The 24,607-nt window shown below is 55.7% G+C and carries 20 protein-coding genes; 9 read left to right on the top strand and 11 right to left on the bottom strand.

The window, feature by feature from the left end:
- Window positions 1-29: 29 nt before the first annotated feature.
- Window positions 30-1,253 (bottom strand): ammonium transporter, encoded by a 1,224-nt coding sequence (locus G494_RS0120240; RefSeq protein ID WP_028585977.1) that lies wholly within the window; start codon window positions 1,251-1,253, stop codon window positions 30-32.
- 647 nt (window positions 1,254-1,900) lie between these two features.
- Here G494_RS0120240 and G494_RS0120235 point away from each other — a divergent pair.
- Window positions 1,901-2,287 (top strand): PilZ domain-containing protein, encoded by a 387-nt coding sequence (locus G494_RS0120235; RefSeq protein ID WP_084457148.1) that lies wholly within the window; start codon window positions 1,901-1,903, stop codon window positions 2,285-2,287.
- A 183-nt stretch (window positions 2,288-2,470) separates the two neighbouring features.
- Here G494_RS0120235 and G494_RS0120230 read toward each other — a convergent pair whose 3' ends face one another.
- Together G494_RS0120230 and G494_RS0120225 are read right to left on the bottom strand one after the other, a co-directional pair.
- Entirely contained in the window at window positions 2,471-3,880 is a 1,410-nt protein-coding gene (locus G494_RS0120230) for a mannose-1-phosphate guanylyltransferase/mannose-6-phosphate isomerase (RefSeq protein ID WP_084457146.1), read from the bottom strand.
- A 15-nt stretch (window positions 3,881-3,895) separates the two neighbouring features.
- Window positions 3,896-5,269 (bottom strand): phosphohexomutase domain-containing protein, encoded by a 1,374-nt coding sequence (locus G494_RS0120225; protein WP_028585974.1) that lies wholly within the window; start codon window positions 5,267-5,269, stop codon window positions 3,896-3,898.
- Window positions 5,270-5,550: 281 nt separating this feature from the next.
- Here G494_RS0120225 and rfbA point away from each other — a divergent pair, with 281 nt between their 5' ends.
- Window positions 5,551-6,423, top strand: coding sequence for a glucose-1-phosphate thymidylyltransferase RfbA (rfbA, locus tag G494_RS0120220; protein ID WP_028585973.1), 873 nt, complete (start codon window positions 5,551-5,553; stop codon window positions 6,421-6,423).
- A gap of 11 nt (window positions 6,424-6,434) precedes the next feature.
- Entirely contained in the window at window positions 6,435-7,310 is an 876-nt protein-coding gene (gene rfbD / locus G494_RS0120215) for a dTDP-4-dehydrorhamnose reductase (RefSeq protein WP_028585972.1), read from the top strand.
- 81 nt (window positions 7,311-7,391) lie between these two features.
- Here rfbD and G494_RS0120210 read toward each other — a convergent pair whose 3' ends face one another.
- Window positions 7,392-7,958, bottom strand: a complete 567-nt coding sequence (locus G494_RS0120210; protein ID WP_161630028.1) for a CvpA family protein — start codon at window positions 7,956-7,958, stop codon at window positions 7,392-7,394.
- Between the two features lie 261 nt (window positions 7,959-8,219).
- On the opposite strand from G494_RS0120210, the gene G494_RS25880 reads away from it, so the two are divergent.
- Both G494_RS25880 and mutM read left to right on the top strand, forming a co-directional pair.
- Window positions 8,220-9,044, top strand: a complete 825-nt coding sequence (locus tag G494_RS25880) for a 4'-phosphopantetheinyl transferase family protein (RefSeq protein ID WP_028585970.1) — start codon at window positions 8,220-8,222, stop codon at window positions 9,042-9,044.
- Window positions 9,037-9,894: a bifunctional DNA-formamidopyrimidine glycosylase/DNA-(apurinic or apyrimidinic site) lyase gene (gene mutM / locus G494_RS0120200; RefSeq protein ID WP_028585969.1), complete on the top strand. Its 858-nt coding sequence runs from the start codon at window positions 9,037-9,039 to the stop codon at window positions 9,892-9,894. Before G494_RS25880 ends, mutM begins: the two co-directional genes overlap by 8 nt.
- A gap of 96 nt (window positions 9,895-9,990) precedes the next feature.
- Here the strand turns inward: mutM and G494_RS0120195 are convergent, their stop codons facing one another.
- From G494_RS0120195 to G494_RS0120175, 5 genes are all read right to left on the bottom strand, one after another.
- On the bottom strand, window positions 9,991-11,343 hold the full coding sequence (locus G494_RS0120195) for a sigma 54-interacting transcriptional regulator (protein WP_028585968.1): 1,353 nt from the start codon (window positions 11,341-11,343) through the stop codon (window positions 9,991-9,993).
- Window positions 11,344-11,372: 29 nt separating this feature from the next.
- Window positions 11,373-11,702, bottom strand: coding sequence for a hypothetical protein (locus G494_RS0120190; RefSeq protein ID WP_153305975.1), 330 nt, complete (start codon window positions 11,700-11,702; stop codon window positions 11,373-11,375).
- 263 nt (window positions 11,703-11,965) lie between these two features.
- Window positions 11,966-13,417 (bottom strand): HAMP domain-containing sensor histidine kinase, encoded by a 1,452-nt coding sequence (locus tag G494_RS0120185; protein ID WP_028585966.1) that lies wholly within the window; start codon window positions 13,415-13,417, stop codon window positions 11,966-11,968.
- Between the two features lie 5 nt (window positions 13,418-13,422).
- A complete protein-coding gene (locus G494_RS0120180) occupies window positions 13,423-14,358 on the bottom strand; it encodes a VanZ family protein (RefSeq protein ID WP_028585965.1) in 936 nt (311 codons plus the stop codon).
- A gap of 12 nt (window positions 14,359-14,370) precedes the next feature.
- Window positions 14,371-16,071 (bottom strand): bifunctional sulfate adenylyltransferase/adenylylsulfate kinase, encoded by a 1,701-nt coding sequence (locus tag G494_RS0120175; RefSeq protein WP_028585964.1) that lies wholly within the window; start codon window positions 16,069-16,071, stop codon window positions 14,371-14,373.
- Between the two features lie 482 nt (window positions 16,072-16,553).
- Here G494_RS0120175 and G494_RS0120170 point away from each other — a divergent pair, with 482 nt between their 5' ends.
- The 4 genes from G494_RS0120170 (at window position 16,554) to G494_RS0120140 (ending at window position 22,482) form a co-directional block, all read left to right on the top strand.
- The gene (locus G494_RS0120170; protein WP_028585963.1) at window positions 16,554-16,808 is read left to right on the top strand and encodes a ComEA family DNA-binding protein; all 255 of its coding nucleotides are present in this window, start codon (window positions 16,554-16,556) and stop codon (window positions 16,806-16,808) included.
- A gap of 552 nt (window positions 16,809-17,360) precedes the next feature.
- Window positions 17,361-19,316 carry a PKD domain-containing protein gene (locus tag G494_RS24710; RefSeq protein WP_153305974.1) on the top strand — a complete coding sequence of 652 codons (1,956 nt, stop codon included), beginning with the start codon at window positions 17,361-17,363 and terminating at the stop codon, window positions 19,314-19,316.
- A 91-nt stretch (window positions 19,317-19,407) separates the two neighbouring features.
- A complete protein-coding gene (locus G494_RS25875; protein WP_051305917.1) occupies window positions 19,408-20,358 on the top strand; it encodes a fibronectin type III domain-containing protein in 951 nt (316 codons plus the stop codon).
- A 1,293-nt stretch (window positions 20,359-21,651) separates the two neighbouring features.
- The gene (locus G494_RS0120140) at window positions 21,652-22,482 is read left to right on the top strand and encodes a hypothetical protein (RefSeq protein ID WP_028585959.1); all 831 of its coding nucleotides are present in this window, start codon (window positions 21,652-21,654) and stop codon (window positions 22,480-22,482) included.
- Window positions 22,483-22,815: 333 nt separating this feature from the next.
- On the opposite strand, the gene G494_RS28005 is transcribed toward G494_RS0120140, so the two are convergent.
- Window positions 22,816-23,655 carry an acyltransferase gene (locus G494_RS28005; protein ID WP_269746634.1) on the bottom strand — a complete coding sequence of 280 codons (840 nt, stop codon included), beginning with the start codon at window positions 23,653-23,655 and terminating at the stop codon, window positions 22,816-22,818.
- A 532-nt stretch (window positions 23,656-24,187) separates the two neighbouring features.
- Window positions 24,188-24,607 (bottom strand): LamG domain-containing protein (locus G494_RS24700; protein WP_035247730.1); only part of this gene is annotated, 420 nt, incomplete at its 5' end.

Below are 24,607 nucleotides of genomic sequence, written 5' to 3'. Positions count from 1 at the left end.
ACAAGCCGAATGGGGAAACCCCGGCCTTATCAATTATATGCAGTTTCCGAATGCTCGGTGTAATCCAGTCCCTGGGTTTCGGCTTCGACACTGACGCGGAGGCCGAGCCAGCGATCAATCCCTTTCAGGATAAGCCAACTCATCACAAAAGTATAGCCGCAGACCACCACAATCCCCAGCCCCTGATAAAAAAGTTGATCCAGGCCGCCACCGGCAAGCAGGCCATCAACCCCACCGGGATTCACCGCCCTGGAGGCAAAGACCCCAAGCAGCAGGGTTCCGGTAAGGCCCCCTACCCCGTGGATCCCGACCACGTCCAGGGAGTCATCAAACTGTAATCGAGCCTTCAGGTTGACGGCATAATAACAGACCAGCCCGGCAATCAAACCGATGATCACCGCAGCATTGGGTCCGACAAAACCAGCTGCCGGGGTAATGGTGGCCAACCCTGAGATGGCCCCCGAGGCTGCCCCCAGGGTAGTCGGCTTGCCCAACTTCAACCACTCCAGGACGGTCCACATGGCCATCCCGGCCATCCCGGCAAGATGGGTGGCGACAAAGGCGGTGGCTGCAACCCCGTCTGCTGCCAGGGCACTACCGCCGTTAAAACCGAACCAGCCGAACCAGAGCAGGCCAGTGCCCAGCATGGTCATGGGCAGATTATGGGGCAGGAAATTCACCTTGCCATGCCCCCTGCGGGGACCGATGATCATCACCGCCACCAGGGCAGCCACGCCGCAGGTGGCATGAACCACCAGGCCGCCGGCAAAGTCAAGGACGCCGATCTTTCCCAACCAGCCGCCGCTGCCCCAGATCCAGTGGCAGACCGGATTGTAGACCAGGATAGCCCAGAGCAGACTGAACAGGGCAAAGGGCGCAAAGCGCACCCGCTCCGCAAAGGCGCCGGTGATCAGGGCCGGGGTGATGACCGCAAACATGCACTGATAGATCATGAACACCAGCTGGGGAATGGTGCTTGCGTAGTCCGCACTCGGGGCCGTGGTGACCCCCCGCAGGGCAAACCAGGAAAGGTCGCCGATCACCCCGCCGATATCAGGACCAAAGGAGAGGGAGTAACCAATGTAGACCCACTCGATGGAGATGATCGAGATCATGATCAGGCTCTGCATGATGGTGCCCAGCACATTTTCACTGCGAACCATGCCGGCATAGAACAGGGCCAGGCCCGGAGTCATCAGCAACACCAAGCCTGCCGCGGCGAGGATAAATGCGGTATCTGCAGCGTTGATCATCTCCTGCCTCCTTCACAATTTTGTGATTTACGCTTTTGTTTCGCAACATTTGTTTCACAACAAGACGCAGCAGTCAAGCCATCCCATCCTGGAGACAAGGACACAGCCTGAGCCGGCCACCAGGAGAGGCCGGCTGCTCAGCTCCTCTACAGAAAACAGAAAAGCAGAAAAGCGACTCCCCTGAATCCACGATCCTTGCGCTGCACTTCACGCTCTAGCTTTCAAGTGTTGTGCCAGAAAAAACAAAAAACAGATAAGAAATTGAAATAGAGGGAGAAAAAGTCAAAACCAGGCAAAAAAACTGGCGCGAAAAAGATTACACTATTGTACACCTTGGCGAAAAACGTGACATTTATGTGCAAAAAGTGACCATCGAACAGCCCCAACACTTCCCCGGGGCAGAGGCAGGGAGATCCGTCCCGCTTGAGATACGCCCCTGAAAGGTACGCGCAGTTGAGCTCAGGCGCGCAAGCCAGGACCGCCTTGCCGGCTGGGTTGTTCAAAAAAATTGATCAGGAGGAAAAAAAACCATGTTCAAGGATTGCATAGGAGAAGAATATCGAATAACTATAAAAGATGGACCTAAAAAATCCGCCAATAAGCCGCGGGAAAGCGGCCCCCTATAACCTGTTTGCCACAGGCCCCAGATGAACACGGAACGAAGAAGTCATGCCAGACCCGAATCCTTGAACCTGCTTGACTACCTGGTGGTCGACGAGCAGGGACGGCAGGGAGAATATTCCATGGCCAGGACCTTGAATGTCAGCAAGGGCGGCATCCTCATGGAAACCCATATCCCGCTCCCCCAAGGCCAGCAGGTGATGCTTACCCTGGAGCTTGACGATAAACTGGTCAACATCATGGGCCGGATCGTCTACACCACCTACTCCTCGGGCATGCACCAAAACGGCATAGAGTTCTTCCACGTAAGCGAAAACGATCGCCACATCCTCTATGCCTATGTAGAGGCCTTCCACGACTCCCAGAAAAAGGGTTCCCCCCCTGCAGATCCAGGGCTCCAGGCTCAACCCTAAACCGCTGCCAAAGGCTTGTCTCACCAGGGCTCATCTCAGACTCGCTGCGGCAAACCCCTTCTCCGGACCGCCCCAGAGCGTCCCCCCCCATCTCAAGGCACAGCAGAAAGCCCGGCCGACGACAAAGCCCGGCGGGCAGAGACCGGCTGGTCCTTGCGGGAGGATGAGCCCGGCAGCCGGGGCCTACTCCTCCTGGCGCCCGTAGTCGTCATCAAAACGGACGATATCGTCCTCCCCCAGATAACTCCCGATCTGCACCTCGATCAACTCCAGGGGGATCACCCCGGGATTCTCCAGTCGATGCCTGGTTCCCGAAGGGATATAGGTCGACTGGTCCTCCTGGAGCAGGATCGATTCCTCACCGTTCACCACCCGGGCCGTACCGGAAACCACCACCCAGTGCTCGTGACGGTGATGATGCATCTGCAGCGAGAGCTTGGCCCCTGGATTCACCGTGATCCGCTTGATCTGAAAGCGATCCTGCATCTCCAGGGTGGTATAGGAGCCCCAGGGACGATAGACGGTCTTGTGGACCTGGAACTCCCCGCGCTTCTCGCGCTTCAGGCGGGTAACGATCTTTTTCACATCCTGGGAGCGATCCATGGGGGCCACCAGGACGGCATCGGCGGTCTCGATCACCATGGTATTCTTCAAGCCCACCGCTGCAACCAGGGTATGTTCGGAGCGGACCAGGGAGTTCTCCACGTCCTCCAGCAGGACATCGCCGCCGGCCACGTTGCCCCGCTCATCCTTGTCAGCGACCTCCCACAGGGCCTGCCAGGAACCGATATCACTCCAACCGATATCTGCCTCCACAACGGCTGCATTCCGGGTCTTCTCCATCAGGGCATAGTCGATGGAATCCGAGGGACAGGAGGCCATGATCTCCCGGTTAAAGCGGAAAAACACCCCATCAAACCGCCCCTGTTCGACGGCCTCAGCCATACACTCCACCACCTCTGGCGCATAGAGCTGCATCTCTGCCAACAGGGTCTGGGCAGAGAAGGTAAACATGCCGCTGTTCCAGAGATAGCCTCCCTGGGTCAGGTAGGCCTGGGCTGTTACAAGATCCGGTTTTTCGACAAAGCGCTCCACCTTGCCCCCCTCTCCCTTGGCAATGTAGCCATAACCGGTTTCCGGATGGTCAGGGACAATGCCAAAGGTCACCAGCATCCCCTGTTCTGCCAGGGCCACAGCCCGCTCAACCGCCTGGGCAAAGATCTCCGGCCGGGTAATCAGGTGATCTGCCGGCAGTACCAGCAGGGTATCCTCACCGTGCCCCTGACGGGCAACAAAGGCCGCGGCCCCGCAGATGGCCGGTGCCGTGTTTTTGCCCATGGGTTCCAGCAGAATCTGAAAGTCCTTGAACAGCTCCAGCTCTTCCAGCTGGGACTTGGTCATGAAACGATGCTCTTCGCCTACCACCACAATGGGTGCCCGGGCATGCTCAAGCTCGGCAACCCGCTTGATGGTGGTCTGCAAGAGCGAGAGCTCCCCGGTCAGGCTGATCACCTGCTTGGGATACAACTCCCGGGACAGGGGCCAGAGCCGGGAACCTGTTCCCCCGGCAAGAATAATCGGTTGAATAGCCATGAAATACCCCTATCCCTAACCCCGGATCAATGCCAGGAGTTCCTCTGTTGTGCGGTGAAGCAAGGCTGCATCACCCCTGGTTTCGACGTTGAGCCGCAACACCGGCTCGGTGTTGGACTTACGTATATTAAAACGATACTCCGGATAACTGACGGAGATCCCGTCGGTATGGTCCAGCTCACCGTCACGGTAGCGTTCTTCCACCTGACGGATAATCCCATCGGGATCTGCCACGGTCGAGTTAATCTCCCCACTGACCGGGAAGCGCTGCATCCGATCATCGACCATGGCCGAAAGCGGTTGACCGGAGCTGCTCATCAGCTGGGTCACCAGCAGCCAGGGCACCATCCCGGAATCACAGTAGCCAAAGTCGCGAAAGTAGTGATGGGCAGACATCTCGCCCCCGTAGACCCCGTCGGCTGCCCGCATATTCTCCTTGATAAAGGCGTGCCCGGTGCGGGTCATCAGGGGATGGCCTCCGGCGGCCTCCACCATCTCAATGGTGTTCCAGGTCAGGCGGGGATCGTGGAGGATGGTGGCGCCGGGATGCTGCTGGAGGATGGCGGTCCCCAGGAGACCGACGATATAGTAGCCTTCGATGAATCGGCCGGTTTCATCATAGAAAAAGCAGCGATCAAAGTCACCGTCCCAGGCGATCCCCAGATCCGCACCGTGTTCCCTTACTGCCTCGGCGGTCACGGCCCGCTTTTCCGGTAGCAGGGGATTGGGCACCCCGTTGGGAAAGCTGCCGTCGGGTTGTTCCTGCAGGCGGATAAAGGTGAAGGGCAGATGGGACTCCAACAGGTCGATGATCGGCCCGGCACAGCCATTACCCGGATTCACCACCAGCTTCAGGGGCTTCAGCTGCTCCAGATCCACAGAGGAGAGCAGGTGTTGGATGTAACCACCCTTCTCCTCCTCCAGCCGGTAGCTGCCCGGCGGCACACCGGAATCCTTTCCCGCCTGCCGGCGCCAGGTCGTATCCGAGACGCGGGCTTCGATCTCTGCCAGGCCGCTCTCCCCGGAGACCGGCCGGGCCTCTCTCTGCACCAGCTTCATGCCGTTATAGGCGGCAGGGTTATGGCTCGCCGTGATCATGATCCCGCCATCAACCCCCTGGTCAGCACCGGCAAAGACCCGGTGATACACCTCTTCGGTGCCGCAGAGACCGATATCCACCACATCGCAGCCTCGGGCAAGCACGGCCCTGGTCAGGGCCCGGGAAATGGCCGGACTGGTCAGGCGCATATCATGACCAAGCACAATCTTCTTGGCCGCAAAGTGCTCAATAAAGGCCAGACCGATCAGGGCAGCCAGCTCCTCATCCAAATCATCCGGCACCTTGCCGCGAATATCATAGGCCGTGAAGCAACGGACCGAATCACTCATTCTCGTCACCTGGGGAATGTTATTTGAAAGAAATCGGGAAATGCAGTATGTAGCGTGCTAAGGTGTGTGCAACAAACAACGCACTGTACAAGCAGAAAGGTAGCACACTTCCTCTCCACCCCGCAACGAGTTGTTTCTTTTATGACAAACAGGATCTGCCCACACGCTCGCCAGGGGGTGACCGCCGCCAATCGAAGCGGTCACCGCCAACGACCAGGCGACAACAGCCAGGCCGCCTCTCAGCCTGTGGCCAGATGCCCAATACTCTCAGGAGCGAGCCATTGAAAGGCATTATTCTGGCAGGAGGTTCCGGCACCCGCCTCTACCCCCTTACCCGGGTGCTCAGTAAGCAGCTGATCCCGGTCTACGATAAACCGATGATCTATTACCCTCTGTCGGTGCTGATGCTGGCCGGCATCCGGGATATCCTTATCATCTCGACCCCCCACGATCTCCCCCGCTTTACAGAGCTTTTCGGCAGCGGCGAGCACCTGGGGCTCAACATCCAGTATGCGGAACAGCCGCGGCCCGAGGGACTTGCCCAGGCCTTTCTGATCGGCCAATCCTTTATCGACGGAGACTCCACCTGTCTGGTCCTGGGGGATAACATCTTTTTTGGCCACGGCTTTGCCGAGATCGTCTCCCGTTGCAGCCAACTCCAGGAAGGGGGAACCATCTTCGGCTACCTGGTCAAGGATCCCCAACGCTACGGGGTGGTGGAATTTGACGCCCACAACCATGTCATCGGCATCGAGGAAAAACCGAGCCAGCCCAAATCCAAATATGCGGTACCCGGACTCTACTTCTACGATCAGCAGGTCGTCGAGATCGCCCGCTCGATCCGCCCTTCGGCACGGGGGGAACTGGAGATCACCGATATCAACAATGCCTACCTGAAGCAGAACAAGCTGAGCGTAGAGCTCCTGGGTCGCGGTTTCTGCTGGCTGGACACCGGCACCCACGAGTCACTGCAACAGGCCTCCAGCTACGTCCAGGCAGTTCAGGATAGGCAGGGGTTGAAGATTGCCTGCCTGGAAGAGATCGCCTTTCGCCAGGGCTACATCGACAGCAAGCAGGTGGAAGAGCTCGCTGCCTCTATGATGAAAAACCAATACGGCCAGTATCTGATGGATATCGTGGCCGATCTCTCCTAGGAGCGAGCACCATGAAACTCTTGATCATCGGAGCCAACGGCCAGCTTGGCCAGGACTGCCTCCACACCCTTTCCCCCAAACATACCGTGGCCTGCTGTGATGTCCAGGATATGGATATCACCGATGGTGCCCAGGTGGCCGCCCTGTTCGCTGCCCACCGACCGGAGGCGGTCATCAACTGCGCGGCCTACACGGCCGTGGATAACTGCGAAACCGATCAACAGCGCTGTCTGGAGGTCAATGCCCTGGGGCCCCAGCTCCTGGCCGAGCAATGTGCAGAGTACAACACCCGACTGCTGCAGATATCCACCGACTATGTCTATGACGGGGCCCTGCCTGCTCCCCAGGCATATCGAGAAGACGCAGCGGCACGGCCGCTCTCGGTCTACGGCCAGACCAAACTCAAGGGGGACCAGGCGGTCCAGTCCCTGACCAACCACCTGATCATCCGCACGGCCTGGCTCTACGGCATGGGAGGCAAGAACTTCCTCAAAACCATGCTGCGTCTGGCCGTGGCCGACCCCGAACGCACCATCCGGGTGGTCAACGACCAGTATGGCTCTTTAACCTGGTCCTGGCGCCTGGCTGCCCAGATCGAACTCCTCCTGGAGCACGAACTCACCGGGATCATCCATGCCAGCGCCGAGAACCACTCCAGCTGGTACGAGGGGGCCAGATTTTTCCTGGACTGCATGCAGGTTCCCTACTCCATGGAGCCCTGTACCACCGAGGAATACCCGACGCCTGCACCACGACCGGCCAACTCTATCCTGGAAAACCATCGCCTCAAGCAGGCGGGTCTGAATCTGATGGTGGACTGGAAGGAGGATGTGGCACGGATGGCCCGGGAATATCGTGCTCAACTGCTTGAGGAGGCTGGAGGCTGAGGAGCCCCGGGCCGGGAGAGCTGCAGCCCAGCGCCGGCAGGCTCTCCCCCCAGCCCTCACACCAGCCGAGACAACTCCTGCCTAGTTCTTTCCCGGCGAGGAGGATTTGGAGCGTGCCTTCTCCTGGGAACCGATGGCCGGTTTCTTGGGATTAAAGTAGTCACGCAGACGCGGATCATTGATAAGACGCTGCAGCTGGGCTGCACCGAGTTGAAGGTAGGGGACCGTAAAAGAGCGGCCCAGCAAGCTGTTGGAGGCGGAAAGGCTGGAGGCAAGAAACATGTAGAGCAGTGAGCTGATCACCAGCCCCTTCAGCACCCCCAGCCCACCGCCCAGAAGCCGGTCAAACCAACCCATCAGGGTGATCTGTACCACCTTGTGCAGCAGTTTCCCCAGGAGGGTGAACACCAGCACGGCCACCATAAACAGCGCAATCACGCTGACCAGAAAGATGAGCTTGGGCTCATCCAGAAAGTGATCCACAAGGGGCGCCAGCTCTCCATGGTAGCGGGCGGCCAGCCAGTAGCCGCCGACCAGGGCAAAGAAGGCTGCCAACTGACGGACACAGCCAATCCACAGCCCGCGGATCAGGAAGAACAGCAGAATCAGAACAACAAAGATATCAAACAGACTAAATTCAGCAAACACAGCCATAACGTTGTAGAGTAAAGAAGAGTCTCTGGGAAATGAACCGAGCCCCACATGACCCGGGTCGCGGCAGCATAGGGTTCAGCTCTGCGGTCTTGAACAATTCGATTTTTCGATCAAGGCCAAGGCGCGCGATAAAATGTACCGCAGGCATACGCTTGATATTCAGTGGATAAAATTTCAAGCGCAACGCAGAGATTGGCAGAAAAAACAACTTTTCAAGGTAGCCTTAAGCTAATCAGGTGGACCATACCCCATTCCATGGATTTAACAACCATTCTTCCCCTGCTTTCTCCCTGGCAACCGGCAGAGGGGGGGGAACACAATCCTGAGCATTGTTTTTTCCCCGAGATGCAGCGCCTCTCCTCGGCCTTTGCCCATCTGGCGGGCACAGCTACCTCCACCCTGGCCTTGGCCGATATCTCCCTGCTCAAGGCACTGCACAGTTACGCGGCCACCCCGCCCTGGTGGTGCTCCCTGCTGTCCGAGGCCGAGCAACAGCGCTGCGCCGGCTTCAGCTATCCCAAACGCTACCTGGAGTGGCTCGGCGGCAGACTCGCCGCCAAGTACTGTCTCAGCCTGCTCCCTGCCTTCCGCACAGCCCGGGCCAAGAGCTTATCCATCCTGGCCGATGAACATGGCCGCCCCTACCTGGAACATGGAGAGCGCTCCAGCCTGACACGACTGCCACAGATATCCATCAGCCACAGCCATGGCTACGCCGCAGCCTTCTGTTCGTGCCAGGGGCGCTGTGGAGTCGACATCCAGAAGATCCTGGCCAAGATCGAGCTGGTGGCGGACAAATTCACCAGCCCCGGGGAAACGTCGCTTTTAAGAGACACCGACAAGCTCCTCACCCTCACCCTGATCTGGGCAGCCAAGGAGGCGATCAAGAAAAGCATGCTCCACGACCAACCCTCCCTGTTCAGCGGCATTGAGGTGCAGGGCATCCGCCAGGAGAGCGAAAGGTGCTGGACCATGGCCTGCTCCCTGGAGAGGAGTCCCGACGGCGGACCGGTTGAGGTCCGCCTGGCCCTGCTCAAGGACTATGTCATCGCCTGTAGCCAGGAGGGTGATCATGCCTGAGCTCCCGGAGGTGGAAGTCACCCGTCAAGGCCTGCTCTCCCACCTCCCGGGGCGCAGGGTAATCAGGATCCAGTGGAGCGGGAAACGGCTGCGTACCGCCGTGCCGGTCCAGCTGCTCCAAAAAGAGATCAAGCAACAGCTCATCACCACCATCGATCGACGGGCCAAGTACCTGCTGGTGCGCATGGCCAGCGAAGCGGTCCTGGTCATCCACCTGGGGATGAGCGGTAAGTTGCGCCTCTTTGCAGATGAGACCCCCCTGGCAAGGCATGACCACCTCGCCCTGCAGCTCGACAACGGCCTGAGCGTGCGGCTTAACGATGTGCGCCGTTTTGGCCGGGTGATGGTCTGGCCAGCTGCCGAGGCTGCTCTTAGCGAACAGGACTTTTCCAACCACGAAGGCATCGAGCCCCTGGGCGAGGGGTTCACTTCGGAAAAGCTCTTCAGCCTGGCTCGAAAGAGAACCATCCCGGTCAAGACCATGTTGATGAACAGCCGCCTCATTGCCGGAGTCGGCAACATCTACGCCAACGAGACGCTCTTCAAGGCAGGGATTCACCCGGAGTCCCCAGCCAGAGGGCTCAATCAACAGCAGTGGCAGGCGATCATTACCCACTGCAGAACCACCCTTGAACAGGCCATTGCTGCAGGGGGAACGACGATCTCCGATTTTCTCGGGGCAAGCGGTCGGGCAGGCTACTTTCAACTGCAACTCAGCGTCTATGGCAAAAAGGATGCCCCCTGCCCCAGCTGCCGAACCCCCATCAGCAAGAAGAACCTAGCCGGCCGGGCCACCTTCTTCTGCAGCCACTGTCAACCCCTTTCAAGTCGCAAAAAAGCAACAACATAACCCCCTGAAACCTAAGAAACACCCCTGGGTCGCCCCTCCCTTAGTCGCAAAAAAACGACAGCAACGGATAGCGAGAGATCTGCCGGCTGTCGGCGCCTAGGACTTGAACAGGGAGGGCACAATGTGATGACGGTTGAGTAGTTTGTAAAAATCGGTCCGGTTCCTGTGGGCCAGCCTCGCCGCCTGGGAGACATTGCCCCGGGTGGTCTGGAGGAGCTGGATCAGGTACTGCTGCTCAAACTGTCGCCTGGCCTCGGCCAGGGGAACAATCTTCTTCTGGTTGGTTTTGATGGCATCGTAGAGCAACTCCTCGGTGATAAAAGAGGAGGTTGCCAGGGCCACGGCATTCTCCACCACATTATACAACTGGCGGACATTCCCCGGCCAGGGCGCCTCCACCAGGGTCTGCATGGCTTCCGGAGTAAACTTCTTGGGTTTACCGTCTCCCCTTTCGGTCAGGACACTGACAAAGTGTTCTGCCAGCAGCGGAATATCCTCCTTACGCTTATGCAGCGCCGGCAGCTCCAGGCTGACCACATTCAGGCGATAAAACAGATCCTCACGAAAGGCGTTGGCCTGGATCGCCTCTTCCAGGTTGCGATGGGTGGCCGAAATAATACGCACATTCACCGGTACCGGCTGGGAGCTGCCCACCGGCCGGATCTGTCGATCCTGGAGCACTCGCAGTAATTTCACCTGGATATGGAGTGGCATGTCGCCGATCTCATCAAGGAACAGGGTACCGTTGTGAGCCGACTGAAAGAGCCCGGCATAACTCCTGGAGGCGCCGGTAAAGGAGCCCTTGACATGGCCAAAGAGCTCTGACTCGAGCAGCGTCTCTGGAATGGCGGTACAGTTGACCGGGATAAACGGCCCCTTACTATAGTTACTGGCCTTGTGCAGGGCAATGGCCAGCAACTCTTTGCCGGTGCCGCTCTCCCCACGGATCAGGATGGTGGAGTCAGTCTCTGCAACCAGTTTTGCCCGGGAGAGCAACTCGTCCATCAGCGCGCTGCGGGAGACTATTTCCCGGCGCCACTCTTCCCGCTCTCCTGAGGAGTCCCCTCCGGATCCGCCGGTGCTTTCCAAAGCTTTTTCAATCTCTTCCAGCAGCTCGTTGCCGTCGATGGGCTTGGTCAGGAAAGAAAAGACACCCTGCCGGGTGGCCTCCACGGCCTCGGGGATAGAGCCATGGGCGGTGATGATAATAACTGGTATGGATTTATTGAGATTACGGATCGCCTCGAACAGGGCCATCCCATCGAGACCCGGCATCCGCAAGTCGGTCAGCACCACATCCGGCTTGACCGCCGCAAAGGTGGCCAAGGCCTCTTCGGCACATTCAGCCACAGAGACCTCATAGCCACTGGACTGGAGACGCAGCTTCCACAACCGCAGCAGATCGGCTTCATCGTCGACCAAAAGGATCCTGCATTTTTTCTCGCTCATATCTGTTACCCTTGCACCCGGAGGCATCACTACAACTCTCTGTTTTTGATTATATTTTCTATATTTTTCAACTGTTCAATCTGCTTCTGCAACTCATTGATCCGCTTTTGGTCCAACTCCCTTTGGCCCTCCAAGCCGGCAACGGTCTCCAACAGGCCTCGATTTTCCTCTTCAACCACCTCTTTTTCATCGGTCAGTCGATTTTGCTGAGACCAGCGCTTAATCTTCTCCCGGTTAATGCGCTTTAAAAGCAGATTCAAGCCCTGGAGGCTTCCCTCTTCATCCGGATGTCCATCAATGTACTTCTCTAAAAGTTCCAACCCCTGCTTAAACTGTTTATAGCTTGCATATTGATGCATACTCAAACAGATAAGACGAAGCTGATCCTCCTCTGCCGGCTGTTTACCCTGTTGAGCCACACTCTTCTTATAGTAGGAAGAAAACTCCTTCCTGGATAAATCCTGTGATTCATTGATACAGGAAAGCAGGTTACTGCAATGGGTGGGAAAAAAGACAACACTTGCCTCCTGACGACCATTATAAATCGAAGCCTGTGGCCTCAGGCCGACGCAACCGCTACAACAACAGGCCAACAGTATCCACCAAGCAATCCACCGCCAACTCATTCCATGCCACCTTTCATCCGAGGTAAGGTTACTGAAAAACGGGCCCCCTGACGACTGGGTAGCAATCGCAGACTCCCGCCACAATTTTGCACATACTCTTTACTTATTGCAAGCCCCAGGCCAGAACCCTTAACAGCCGCCTGTTTAGGCTGGTTTCCCTGGAAAAAAGGCAGAAAGATCTGGGCGCGATCCTCCTCGCTGATCCCGGGCCCACTGTCTTCCACGATCACATTGACCGATCCTGATTTCTTCCGCATATAGATCCGGATCGTACCGTTATCCGGGGTAAACTTGACGGCATTGGCCAGGAGATTGTCAAAGACGGTTTTAATCTGTTGAAGATTACCCAGGACCGCAGCAGGCTCCAGGGTAAGCTCCAGGGCAATGTTCCTGGCCAGGGTCGGGTTATGATGATCTGCAGCCACATCACGGATCAGGGCATCCAGGGGCAGCTCGGTCTGATCAATGGGCATCTCTTTGGCCTCGGCCATGTTGAAATCCAGAATATTTTCAATCAGGCGCTGGAGCTTATCACAATTTTTATCCAGAATTGAGACCACCTCCTCCTGGCTGACGGTCAAGGTCCCCACCAGTCCGTCTTTCAAGAGACCGGCTCCCTCCTTGATGGATGCCAACGGCGTTTTCAACTCATGGGAAATATGGGCGATCATCTTTACCTTTTCCCGATCGAGCTTATTGAGCCGCTTACGCAACCAATCCAGCTTCTCCCCCAGGGCTTCCAGGTCCCTGGATCCGGACACGGCAATGGGGGTGGAGAAATCACCTTCCCCCAGACGATCGATCCCCTTGTCTATCTGGCTGACCGGCTTGACGATCAGAGAAATAAAGAAAATGATCAGCAGGACACTGAAGCCGATCAATCCCGATACCTGCCAGGAGAGTGCGGTCTTGTTGCGGCGGACGCTCTCCCGGAGCTGGTCCACCTCATTCACCATCAGGGTATTGCTCTGCCGCTCCAGCTTGGCGGCAATGGAGCCGACCTCGCTGTAGAGCAGCAGGGTGGTCTCCTGGGTCTGTTTGCGGGACTCGGGGTCACCGGAGACCTTATTCAGGGCCGCCACCAGGTGACGAACCTTGGCATCGAGCAGCTCGATGAGACCGATGAGCTCGACATCGGAACTGTTTATTATAAAATGGGCCAAGACCTGTTCCACCTTTTCCTGGGCACGGTTGACCTCCTGAAGGTGGACGGATTCCCCCAGGACATTGTACAGCCGGGCTGAGCGCTCCTGATCATGCAGCAGATCGACCAGCTTTCGGGAGTTCTCCACCCGACTGACAGAGCGAAACACGGCAACCGCACTCTGCTGGAGCAGGCCATCGAGAATCTGGACAGAACTGAACAGGGCTGTAAACAGGGGCAGAGAGACAAAGAAAAAGCCGAGAAGGAGGAGGGAAAAAAAAGATCGAGGCCGATAGAATCGCACAGTAGCTACCTGCTCAGGTAAAGATAATCAAGATAGATGTCACGGGGATGAGGCTGACGGATCACAAAGAAACCAAGTCCCTCTATCTGCTCCATGGCCATGGACCTGGAGGCGGGGGCCAGCTCAACCTCTGTCAGAAATACTTTAAGATCATTCCACCCCTGGTGGAGAAAAAATTTTTGATGATACCGATCCTTGAAGACCATGCCGTTCTTCTTATGCTGGCGATCATGGATGCGACAGTGCAGCTCCAGGCCCTGGGCCAGGGGATTATAGACGCTGAAATGGAGCCAGGAGTAGCCCTGCCAGTTACCAGGGAAATAAAAGAGTGAAGTCCCGGAATATTGGGCGGTGGTCAAGCTGACCTTAACCGCATGGTCGCCGTGACGGACGATGGTGCTCTGCCGGGTGAGTTGGCGGGGATTCAGCCAACGCAACTGCTCAAAGGGGGTCTCGAAATCGGCCAACAGGGGAAACTGCTGCCGGGCGGTATACTCATCTGTCAAGCTGCGCCCCAGGGGCCAGAGGGCAACAAGCAGCAGCACAGGAACCACCAGGCCAAGCGCCAGCCTCCACCACGGAGCCAACAGCTGTCCCCGGACGTGGCTGGCCAGAAGATAGCCCAGCAGGGCGCCCAACTGGTTACGGAGCAGGTCGTAGCCATCTGGATATCGGCCGTTCAGCTGCATCTGGAGAAGCTCCACCCCTGTCCCGAGAAGCAGAATCAGCAGAAACACCCCTCCCAGGCAGCGAGCCGAAGACCACTGCCGGCCTCGCTCCAGCCAACCGTGGAGGAGCAGGGCGGCAATGGTAAAGAAAACGATATGTCCCAGATCCCAGCCAGCCTTAAACGAACGCTCGGCGTGGTACCCCGGACCGCCGAAAAAGAAAAAAGGCGCGATCAGGCCCAAGACAAGGGCAAGGAAAAGGGAGCGTTTCATCCTGCCCTCAACTCAGCGAATATACCCCTGTTCCTCAAGATAAAGCATGATCTCCTGCACGGCCTCGGCAGGGGTCAGCTGGCTGGTGTCAATGGTCAGCTCAGGGCTGGACGGGGTGATATAGGGATCAGAGATACCGGTCACCCCCTTGACGAGCCCCTCCCTGGCCTTGGCATAGAGCCCCTTGCGATCACGCTGTTCACATATCTCCAGGGGGGTGGCGACATGGATCTCTATATAGCCGCCGTAGCGGCTGATCAGCTCACGGTTGGCGGACCTGGGTTCTTCATAGGGGGCAATGGGGGCACAGAGGGCGATCCCGCCGTTTTTGGTGATCTCGCTGGCCACAAAGCCGATCCGGGTCACGTTCAGGTCGCGATGCTCCTTGGAAAAGTTGAGCTCTGAGGAAAGATTTTTGCGGACAATATCCCCATCAAGCAGGGTGACCGGCCGATCGCGCATCTCCATGAAGCGGACCATCAGGACCTTGGCAATGGTCGATTTTCCCGAACCGGAGAGGCCGGTGAGAAAGACGGTAAAGCCCTGTTGGGACCTGGGCGGAAAGGCCTTGCGCAGTTCATCGACAACGTTTGCAAACGAGTACCATTCCGGAATATCAAGCCCCCACTCCAGTCGCCTCTTCAACTCCGAGGAAGTGATATTTTTCACCTCCTCGTCATCGCTGACCTTATCCAGAAAGACATACTGGGCCTTGGCCTCCACGTAGCCCATGGCCTGCTCCGGGACCATCTCAATCCTGGTACGAGGACTCATCTCCGCCACCAGCTGCTGGGCAGCCCGGGGCGGATAGAAGAGGTCCTGCCCTGCTCCGGCAAAGGGGTCACCGTGATCGGCAGCCACCATGAAATGGCTGCAGCCAAAATTTTTCCGGATCATGGCATGCCAGAGGGCCTCCCGGGGGCCGGCAAAACGGTCGGCCAGAGGAGTGATCCCCAAGAGGATCATATTGGCGGGAAACTGGGTAACAAACTCCTGGTAACAATGGACCTGGGTGTAATGATCCCGCCTGCCCGGGTGCTCCAGGCCAACCACGGGATGGAGAAAGATACTGGCTCCGATCTCGCGGGCCGCAGCCAACACCATCTCCCGATGGGCGCAGTGGAGATACTCGCGGGTATGAAAACCTAAAATCCGCCGCCAACCATACAGGGTGAAGCGACGGTGGGTTTCCGAGGGGGTCAGGCGAAGATCTCTGAAATCATAGTGAATGGGCAGTGAAACCCCTTCGACCACTCCGCTGAGATAGCACTCCCCGGTCTGCTGGAGCAAATGCTTCACCCCTGGATGTTGTTGGGGATCCGTGGTTCCATAGACGGCTGCCGCCTCGAGCAGCTTATCCGGCTGCCAGATCTCGCCGATGGTAAGAATTGCCAGCTGAAAACCTTCCTGATCATTGAGGGCGATACGTTGTCCGGGGGAGAGCTGAGCTGCCGTAGACGCCGACACATCCAGGCAGACCGGCATGGGCCAGACCGAACCATCGCTTAACTCCATCCGCTCGAGCACAGAGTTATAATCAGCCTGGCTGAGATAGCCGTTCAGAGGGTAATACCCCCGATTCAACAACAACTCCAGGTCACAGAGCTGATGACTGTTCAAGTCCAGGGTCCGTAACTGTACCGCCTCTTCACGCAACAACTCCGCCCGTCTAAAATGAACAATCAGACTCTCTGAAAATTCCGAAGAATGCATATACACAGTTCCTCCTCACTGCTAATAGATCCTGAAATCTTATCATATTCCAGGCAGCCATGGCATAAAAACATGGAAAAGACGCTCCTTACCAGCTTAACGACTGACAGATACAGCAAGAGCAGGCACGGTCTCAGGCGAACACCAGCCTTGCAGCAGAGCAAGCCTGACAGGGGAGTCCACTCTTCAAGGTCCTGTGAATACCTGTTCATGGGTCCGAGCTCATCCCCCTTCATAGTGCCACATTTTGCGGCAGCCATTGACCTCGAAAAAAAAGTGCCGCTACGATACCAGAAAAATAACAAAACCCGAAGTTCCATCTTTCTCCACCAAGCCCTTGCAACACAAAGAAAACCTAGTATCGATAGCCAGTTATACCAAAAAGACCCCTCGTTTTCCATTGACACCACGCCCTAAGCGGCAATACGATATGAAATGAAAACGGGACTTAACAATGTACAATCTTAGCCAAGGAGACCGACGTGAAGAAACTAACCCTGATACTTTTGCTCGTACTCTTTTTTGCTGGTGCAGCTCTTGCCAAGATCAATATCAACACCGCCTCTGTGGAGGAACTGGAGAGCCTCTCCGGGATTGGCCCGGCAAAGGCCGAGGCAGTCCTCAAGTATCGAAAAGAGATGGGTAAATTCAAGACCGAAAAAGATCTCGTCAAGGTCAAAGGCATTGGCGACAAACTGTACCAAAAAATCAAAGACGAGATCACTGTAGGAAAATAAACGGCCAAACTCCCATGCTTGCCGGGCCCTGTTCCCGCAACATGGGAGCCACCCTGCCCCAGGCGATAAGGCAACCCACCACCTCCACCTCCACCTCCACCTCCACCTCCACCTCCACCTCCAAAGAGGTTCGGCATATTCAGCCTCGACTCCAGCTTGTTCTTCTGCTTTTTAGTAGACAGGGCACAGCGCTTCAGCTGAAGGTGAGGGGTCACTCAAGGCCAAGACAAAGCGTCAGTCAGTCATAAACCTCCCTCTATACCTCGTCGAGATTTAGGCGAGCTGTTCTCGTTGCCACCTAGCCACCTAGCCACCTAGCCACCAGATACCATACCTCCCTACACACGTTGGCGCCTGGAGAACAGGGGCATCCTCCCCCCTTCCCTCTGCTCTCTTTGGCCAGTTGATCTTGAAGATCGCCGGACGGCGTCGCCTCCTTGCACGATGAAGTTGAGGTCACCCTGCCCTCAACAACGCTTCTGGCACTCTATTTGCTAAAGACAGCCCGGTAGTTTTTTCACCAGAAAATACTAAAACACTCAAAGACCCCTTTTGACCATAGGTAGACCAATGTCTTACAGACTCACCCTATTACCCATACTGCTGGCCAGTATCATCTGTCCGGCCATCCCTGCTGCTGGCGAGCAATCCATTCATGTTGAGTGGGGCTACACCCCGCCAAGCAACCCAGCCGTGGCTGGTTTTCGGATGTACCAGGAAGGCCGTCAGGTTTGCGAAACCCGTAACCCCAAGGCCCTCTCCATGGACTGTCGAGTGTCTCCGCAACGCGACACAACCCTGTTCACCATTACAGCCCTATTCAACGATGGCTCCGAGAGCGCCCATTCAGCCCCGTTCCCCTTTCAGAGCAAGAAAAAAATTCATTCTGCCCGCTTAGCAACGACACCCACCACTGGCAGCTCCCCCCTATCCACCCCAACCGTAGCCAGTCCAGACCGGCAGTCCCCGCTTGGCGACAAGGCACCTGGCACCCGTTCTTTTGCCGCAGGCAACAAGCCGGCTACCAGCACCTCAGCTAAAAATTACCATTTTAATAACAGCAACAAAGCCCAAGCGTCGACAATGACCGACAAGGCCGCCCCCAAGAATGACCTGATCGCCCAGGGAGCAGAGGCTGCCCTGAACACGATTATCTCGGCATCCGCCTCAACCGGACCAGCGCCGTTACAGGTGAGCTTTAAGAGCAGCCAGTCATCGCCCCGAGATGACACTCCGGTTACCCACACCTGGCATTTTGGAGACGGCAAGGTCTCCACCGGAGAACAGGTCCAACACACCTTTACAGAGCCTGGCACCTATGGTGTACGCCTGACCACCAAAGACCGCCATGGGCTGACAAGCTTCGAGAGTCTTCCCATTATAGTCACTTCAGCACCAACAGGCGGAACGCCTCCGATACAGACAAAAATTACCACCTCTTCTGCCAGCGGTCGTGCTCCATTAACCGTTACCTTTAACGCCGAAGGAGCAACAGAGAATAACGATTCCTCTCATAACTACACCTGGTTTTTTGGAGACGGCACCACCGCAACCGGCCGCTCTGCCAGCCATACCTATACAACAGAAGCTGACTTTACCGCATCCCTGCAGATAACAGCAAACCAGAAGGTCATAGACACGGTGAGCACCACCATCAGGGTAAACAACAGCGAGAAGCAGGCACCATTTCACCTGGAAATGGGTGAAATAGATATCAGTTCCGAGTGGGTCAGGGTTCAACTGGAAACACCCTTTACAACCCCCGTGGTTGTCACCGCTGCTCCAAAATTGAGCACCCTCCCCCCAGGCGCCGTTCGACTGCGAAATATCGACGCCTCTGGCTTTGATATCAAATTCATCGCCGAGACGTCCTCAGATAGCAAAGACGCCCCTCTGACCGTTAATTACCTGGTGGTCGAAAAAGGGCGTTTTGCCCTCAACGAGACAACAACTGTGGAGGCAGGCATTGCTTCCGGATATACCAGGCTCAACGCTATTCAATTCAGAGAGCCTTTTGCCAAGAGACCAATCGTACTGGCCACCATCGGTTCCACCAACAGGGAAACAACGACCAGGGCCCAACTAGCTGATATCAATGGCGAGGGCTTTGAGTATCAACTTTCACAACAAAAGGGGAGTAAGGAGCAAGCTGCCGAAGAGGCTGTCCATTACATTGCCTGGCAGCAAGGAAGCGGCAACTTCAAGGGTTTAATCTTTGATGCAGGCAGGTCCGAGACGAAGGCGAACAGCAGCCGGGAAGAGATGCGTTCCCCAGCCGCTGCCCCCGGACAAGCTTTTTTGTTCCCTGATACAAGATCGGCAACTAGCGAGAAAAAAAAGATGGTTGGCTTAGAGCAGGCAGATTCATCCGGGTTTCAGCTCCAAAATGACCATAAACAGTCAAAGGCCAACGATAACAGCAACGGGGACTCAAGATACTACTTAAGCATCGGCACAGGTGTGGAAGGAGAGAATGACGATGGAGAACAGGAGATATCCGTTGAATAATCAGCAAACAACAGCACCTGAAATCAAAGAGATTCAGGGAGAAATCACCATCTCCCTGTTGAAACATTAAAAGCAGGAAAGACAGGATACCATGGCCATAACAAAGAATCATAGCCTCACCGGCTCAGCCAAGAAGATAGTTTTCAGCATGCTCTTTTATCTTAGCCTGACAGGTATTGCCTTGAGCCAGACAGCTACCTTCAGCTGGCTGCCGAACACGGAAAAAGCCCTTGCCGGCTACCGGATTCACTACGGAACCTCAAGCCGAAACTACACCTCAAGTATTGACATCGGCAAGCCTCAGGCCGTGAACGGTAGAATTTACGGCACCATCGAGAACCTGACCGTTGGAAATAAACTCTACTTTGCAGCCACAGCCTATGACGACCAGGGAGCAAGCAGTGGCTTCAGCCAAGAGGCTGTCTGGAATCCGACAGATACGACGACCCCTCCGCCTGATGCAGAATCCGCCACCTTTAGCTGGCTGCCGAATACGGAGACCAGCCTTGCCGGCTACCGCATTCACTACGGGACCTCAAGCCGTGCCTACACAACCACGCTCGACATCGGCAAGCCTCAGGCCGTGAACGGCAGAATTTACGCTACGGTCAACAACCTGACGCCAGGAGACACTCTCTACTTTGCAGCCACAGCCTATGACGACCAGGGAACAGGCAGCAGCTTCAGCCAAGAGGCTATCTGGAATCCGACAGATACGAAGACACCTCCGCCTGATGCAGCAGGATCCGCCACCTTTAGCTGGCTGCCGAACACGGAGACCAACCTTGCCGGCTACCGCATTCACTACGGGACCTCAAGCCGTGCCTACACAACCACGCTCGACATCGGCAAGCCTCAGGCCGTGAACGGCAGAATTTACGCTACGGTCAACAACCTGGCGCCAGGAGACACTCTCTACTTTGCAGCCACAGCCTATGACGACCAGGGAGCAAGCAGTAGCTTCAGTGAAGAAGTCGCCTGGCAGCCACCAGAATCCACAACACCTCCTCCAGAGATCTTAAATATCGCCTCCAGTAACTAGAACTCACCCAAGCCTTAGCCTTGAAATTGTTGGCCAACAGCGGTTATCCGGGTTCCGGCTTGGTTTTCCCGATCTGGAGCAGCAGATGAATATCGCTCATAACAACCATGCACCACTCGCCGGTGCTCCCCAAGGTCAGCAGCCCAGGGAAGCACCAGGAGATCGTTCCACAGGGCATGCTACCCGGAAGGATGTTCCGCGCCAGAGGAGACAGAGGCAGAGCAGAGCCGTTGTCGACTGGAGGCGCCATATCGCAAAGCTTCCATAGAGATCGCTATTGCTGGCAGAGATGCAGCGCCCAACAGTCCTGCCCGGCAGCAGGCCGGTGTTTGCCCAACAGCTTCAACAGAGGAGAACTCGTCGTCATAGGTCCCGCCATCTGCCTGAAGATACCCTTTCATTTGACCAGATCTGAGCTGGCTCGATTAAGGAAACACGACCTTCTTTCGCCAAGGCAACCACTCAACCGACCGGTAACGCCCGGTTATGGTGGGTGGAAAGTGCTCCACCAAGCGCAGAGGCATGAGCTTGCAGATGGATTGCTCAACAGAAAGTCTGTTTTCCCCAGCAGCCGCTCAAGCCCTCTGCATTCGGGAAAAGCAGGGACAGCGGACCTAAGGTAAAAGAGAATCTGCCTCGAAACGCAGCCCACATGACCCAGAAATTTCAGCAACTCATACCTACTTGCAGGGGACGGCGGTTCCATGCCACCCAGCTTTCCCGGGGACAACATGATCTGGCTAACCTGGCATGGTTTCGCTCCGGCATCATGCTCCACAGCAGATCCTTGCTGGCAACCAACCATAAGAGTGCCTATTTTTACTGGACCGTACTTGTTTCCAGCCAAGCTGGCTCCACCCGGAAGACGCGACCAACGATTACCTCGAAGAGAACCCTGCAAAGCCAAAGTATCATCCTGCACAAAATGGCCTAATTACTGCATGATACCAAGACAGCTATCAGTGAGTGGCCACAGACAGCGAGGAAACGATTTTCAGGGAAACGCTCTTAAGCAAGTGAAGGCCCAGAGCCTAATAAACTGAAAATACACCCAAAAAAAACAGACCAAAACGAGGAAACTTTTACTACCACAGGCAACGATCTTTAAACCAGCGTCTCTGTTAGAACGCATCACAAAGCACCTGATTACAAAACGGTAACAGAACCCTGTATTCCCCCAAAAAAGAGGGGGAAGGGGAAACCATTAGCCAAACATACCAAGTACAACCTCGAAAGCACAGGGGATGGCCCGAGAACTAAGTCCCCACCTGCTCTCTCGTATAGGAGTTAACAATGAAGAAGTTATTTTTTATGGCAGCAATTCTTGCGTATCTGCTCTCCCCTTACGGTGCCTCTGCCAGTATAAACATTCCCTGGTCAACCACCTACGACTGCGCTGACTGGAACACCTACACCGATCCCCTTAACTGTGACGGACTGGAAAAGGGGCTGAACGGCTGGACAGAGCCTGATCAGAAATATACCCAGATCACCACAGCTGCAAATTATCCTGGCGGGGCAGGGGGAAAAGGCCAGCGTAAATGGGTAGGCCCTGGCACAAACAACGGCTCTGGAGGAATAAGCATACGCTTTAATTCCGCTAAAACTGAATTCTGGATGCGTTGGTATATGCGATGGGAAACAGGGTTCGGCTTTTTTCGGGAGTACAAAAGCCTGTACATCTATCCCCCCTCGGGCACAGGGATGGTATTTCAATTTATGGACAGATCCGGAAACATGCGACTCTACTCCACGGTCCAGAGTTATCGCCATACCGGGGGATTTGGTGACAAATTTTACCCTACCAAGACCTCAGACGGCAGCTGGCACATGTTTGAAGTGCATTTTAACATCCCCAACGGAGTCTATCAATACTGGGTAGACGGTGAACTGATGGGCAACTTCTCTAATGTTGACTTTGGAGCCATCAACTCTATATCCCGCATTACTGTCGGTTCAAACAGCAAGGATGTGGCCAACAGCAGAAGTATGTATATCGATCACGATGACATCGCAATCAGATCCAGCGGCCCGATTGGTCCTGTAGGCGGCACTCCGCCCCCAGGCCCCACAGATCCGCCCCCCCAGTCCTTATCTGCGCCCCAAGACTTTGACCTCCAATAGCGTACACACTAGAGGGTAGCTTGAAAAATTCTATTTTTCGATCAAGGTCAAGGCCTGCGACACCTTTCACCGCAGGCACTTGCCTGATATTCCAAGGGTAAAGTCTTGACAAGTTTGCAAGAAAAGACACTTTTTCGAGCTGGCCTGAAGGTAAAGGCTTGACTGGAGGCCACCATGGAGAGATTTACATTCACTTACCCATAACCACAGGCAAACGTCAGAGATAGACGCAGGTAACAAGACAGCGTATCCTGTTGGCCGTAATGTGCCGACAGGATACGTCTTCTTGCAACTCCGCTGAATCCCACGTGCGACCCTTCCCGGATCACAGCTTCAGGAGACTCGCATCTTCACGACTCTTGCCGGTACGCCGCAGGCTATAGACATTGGAGGTATATCACTATTTACCACAGAGCCTGCCCCGACAACGGCGCCCTTACCAACAGTCACCCCGTCAAGCAGTACGGCATTAACTCCAATCCAACTGTCATCTTCAACAACAATCCCTCCTTTGCTTTTCAACGGCTGCGACCTGACAAGCGTTCCTGCAGACAGGGAGTGATCATAGGAATAAAAACTGCAACTCGGTGCAATCTGCACATCTTTTCCGATCTTTATCAACCCCTTATAAGCAGAAAACAGACATTTCGCCTGCACAGAAGTGTCTGAGCCAAGTTCAATGGTTCCCCCCTGCCCTGTTTGCATAATGGTATCCCGAAAAACACAGACTCTGTCATCCAGGGCAACGGCGCCTCCATCATAGTCACAATATATTAAGACCCTATCATCAAGAAACACATTATCACCATATAAAAAATGCTCATGCGAAACAGTGGCAAGGGGGGAAACAAATCCTCTTTGACTATATTTCGCCAGGGAAACACGACCATAATATGGTTCACTAAAACAGCCTCCCATCAGGGATGCAAAACGACCATACATTCCAATCCCCCCCTGACTCAGCCAAAATATTCGCCACACCCTCTTCATCTTCCACGGAATCATAACGACCATCCCTCCAAAAAAAAACGAATCTTCCTCCAACGCACCGGGACAGCTCTCCTTTTCCCGCATATCAGGCAGGCCTGCACGCCTCCTCAGAGAGCAAGCGAGCGGTTCCGGCTCGCTCTCTGCCGATGAAGCCTTGGCTGGAATCTTGATCTTTCTCCACACGACTGTTGATGCTCTGAGCTCACTGCTTATCAGCCCCAGGAAGGATAGCGCTCAGCATGTCCAGAGATGGTTTTTCATCGTCCAGAAAGCCTGAGTCTCAGGGCTAGAGCTGCAAGCGACTGCAAAGGAACCAGGGGCCTGTCTTTCACATCTTTTCCCCCCTCTCCACACACAATTCCGAGAAGAGACGACATCTATCCTGACACAGGGGGCTTGTGCCGCAACCCTGCAGCCACTTTCCTTATAGCCCATCCAGGCGGGTCTCTCAAAAAGGATACCCTGATTTTTCCAGATAAAAACAAGAGATCAAGCCTCATGCTACCTTGAAAAATCTGATTTTTCGATCAAGGCCAAGGAGGCGACAAATCTTACCGTAGCCATACGGTTGACATGCCGGAGACAAGACTGTACCCACAAGGCTGAACTTGGAAAAAAATCAATTTTTCAAGGTGTCCTGGTATCGTTTTTATTCTTTTGGGGGCGGACGATGGGAGAGCTCAGATCTGCAGTCTTTGCCCCCTCCCCCTAAGGCCTACTCTTCAAAGTATCCTCGCCCGAAGCCTCCGCTCTCATAATGGGCCGTGATCTCTGCCTGACTCAGGGCACGACGGTGGAATGCCACCTCGTCAAGCTCTCCTCTAAAGTGGTACCCACCTCCATAATCCACCCAACCGAGGTTCAAGGTGGCATCGATCCCCACAAATCCCGAACTGTAGGAGGCCGCAGTACTCCCCTCCAGGATGCCGTCCACATAGAGCCGCAACTCGGCGTCCGCGGCATCACGGATCGCCACCACATGATGCCACAGGCCATCGGTCAGGACGGTGCTTCCGGAGACCCCGAACCCCCTGCCGGATCGGTCCCTGAGGTAAAAACGGGCCCGATCACGACCAACGGCGTAACCGACCCCCACCCACCAGTGGAGCGGACTTGCCCGGTCTTCACGGGCAAC

This window comes from Desulfogranum mediterraneum DSM 13871, assembly GCF_000429965.1.
GTDB classification, from domain to species: Bacteria; Desulfobacterota; Desulfobulbia; order Desulfobulbales; family Desulfobulbaceae; genus Desulfogranum; species Desulfogranum mediterraneum.
This window is presented reverse-complemented; position numbering and strand designations above follow the sequence as displayed.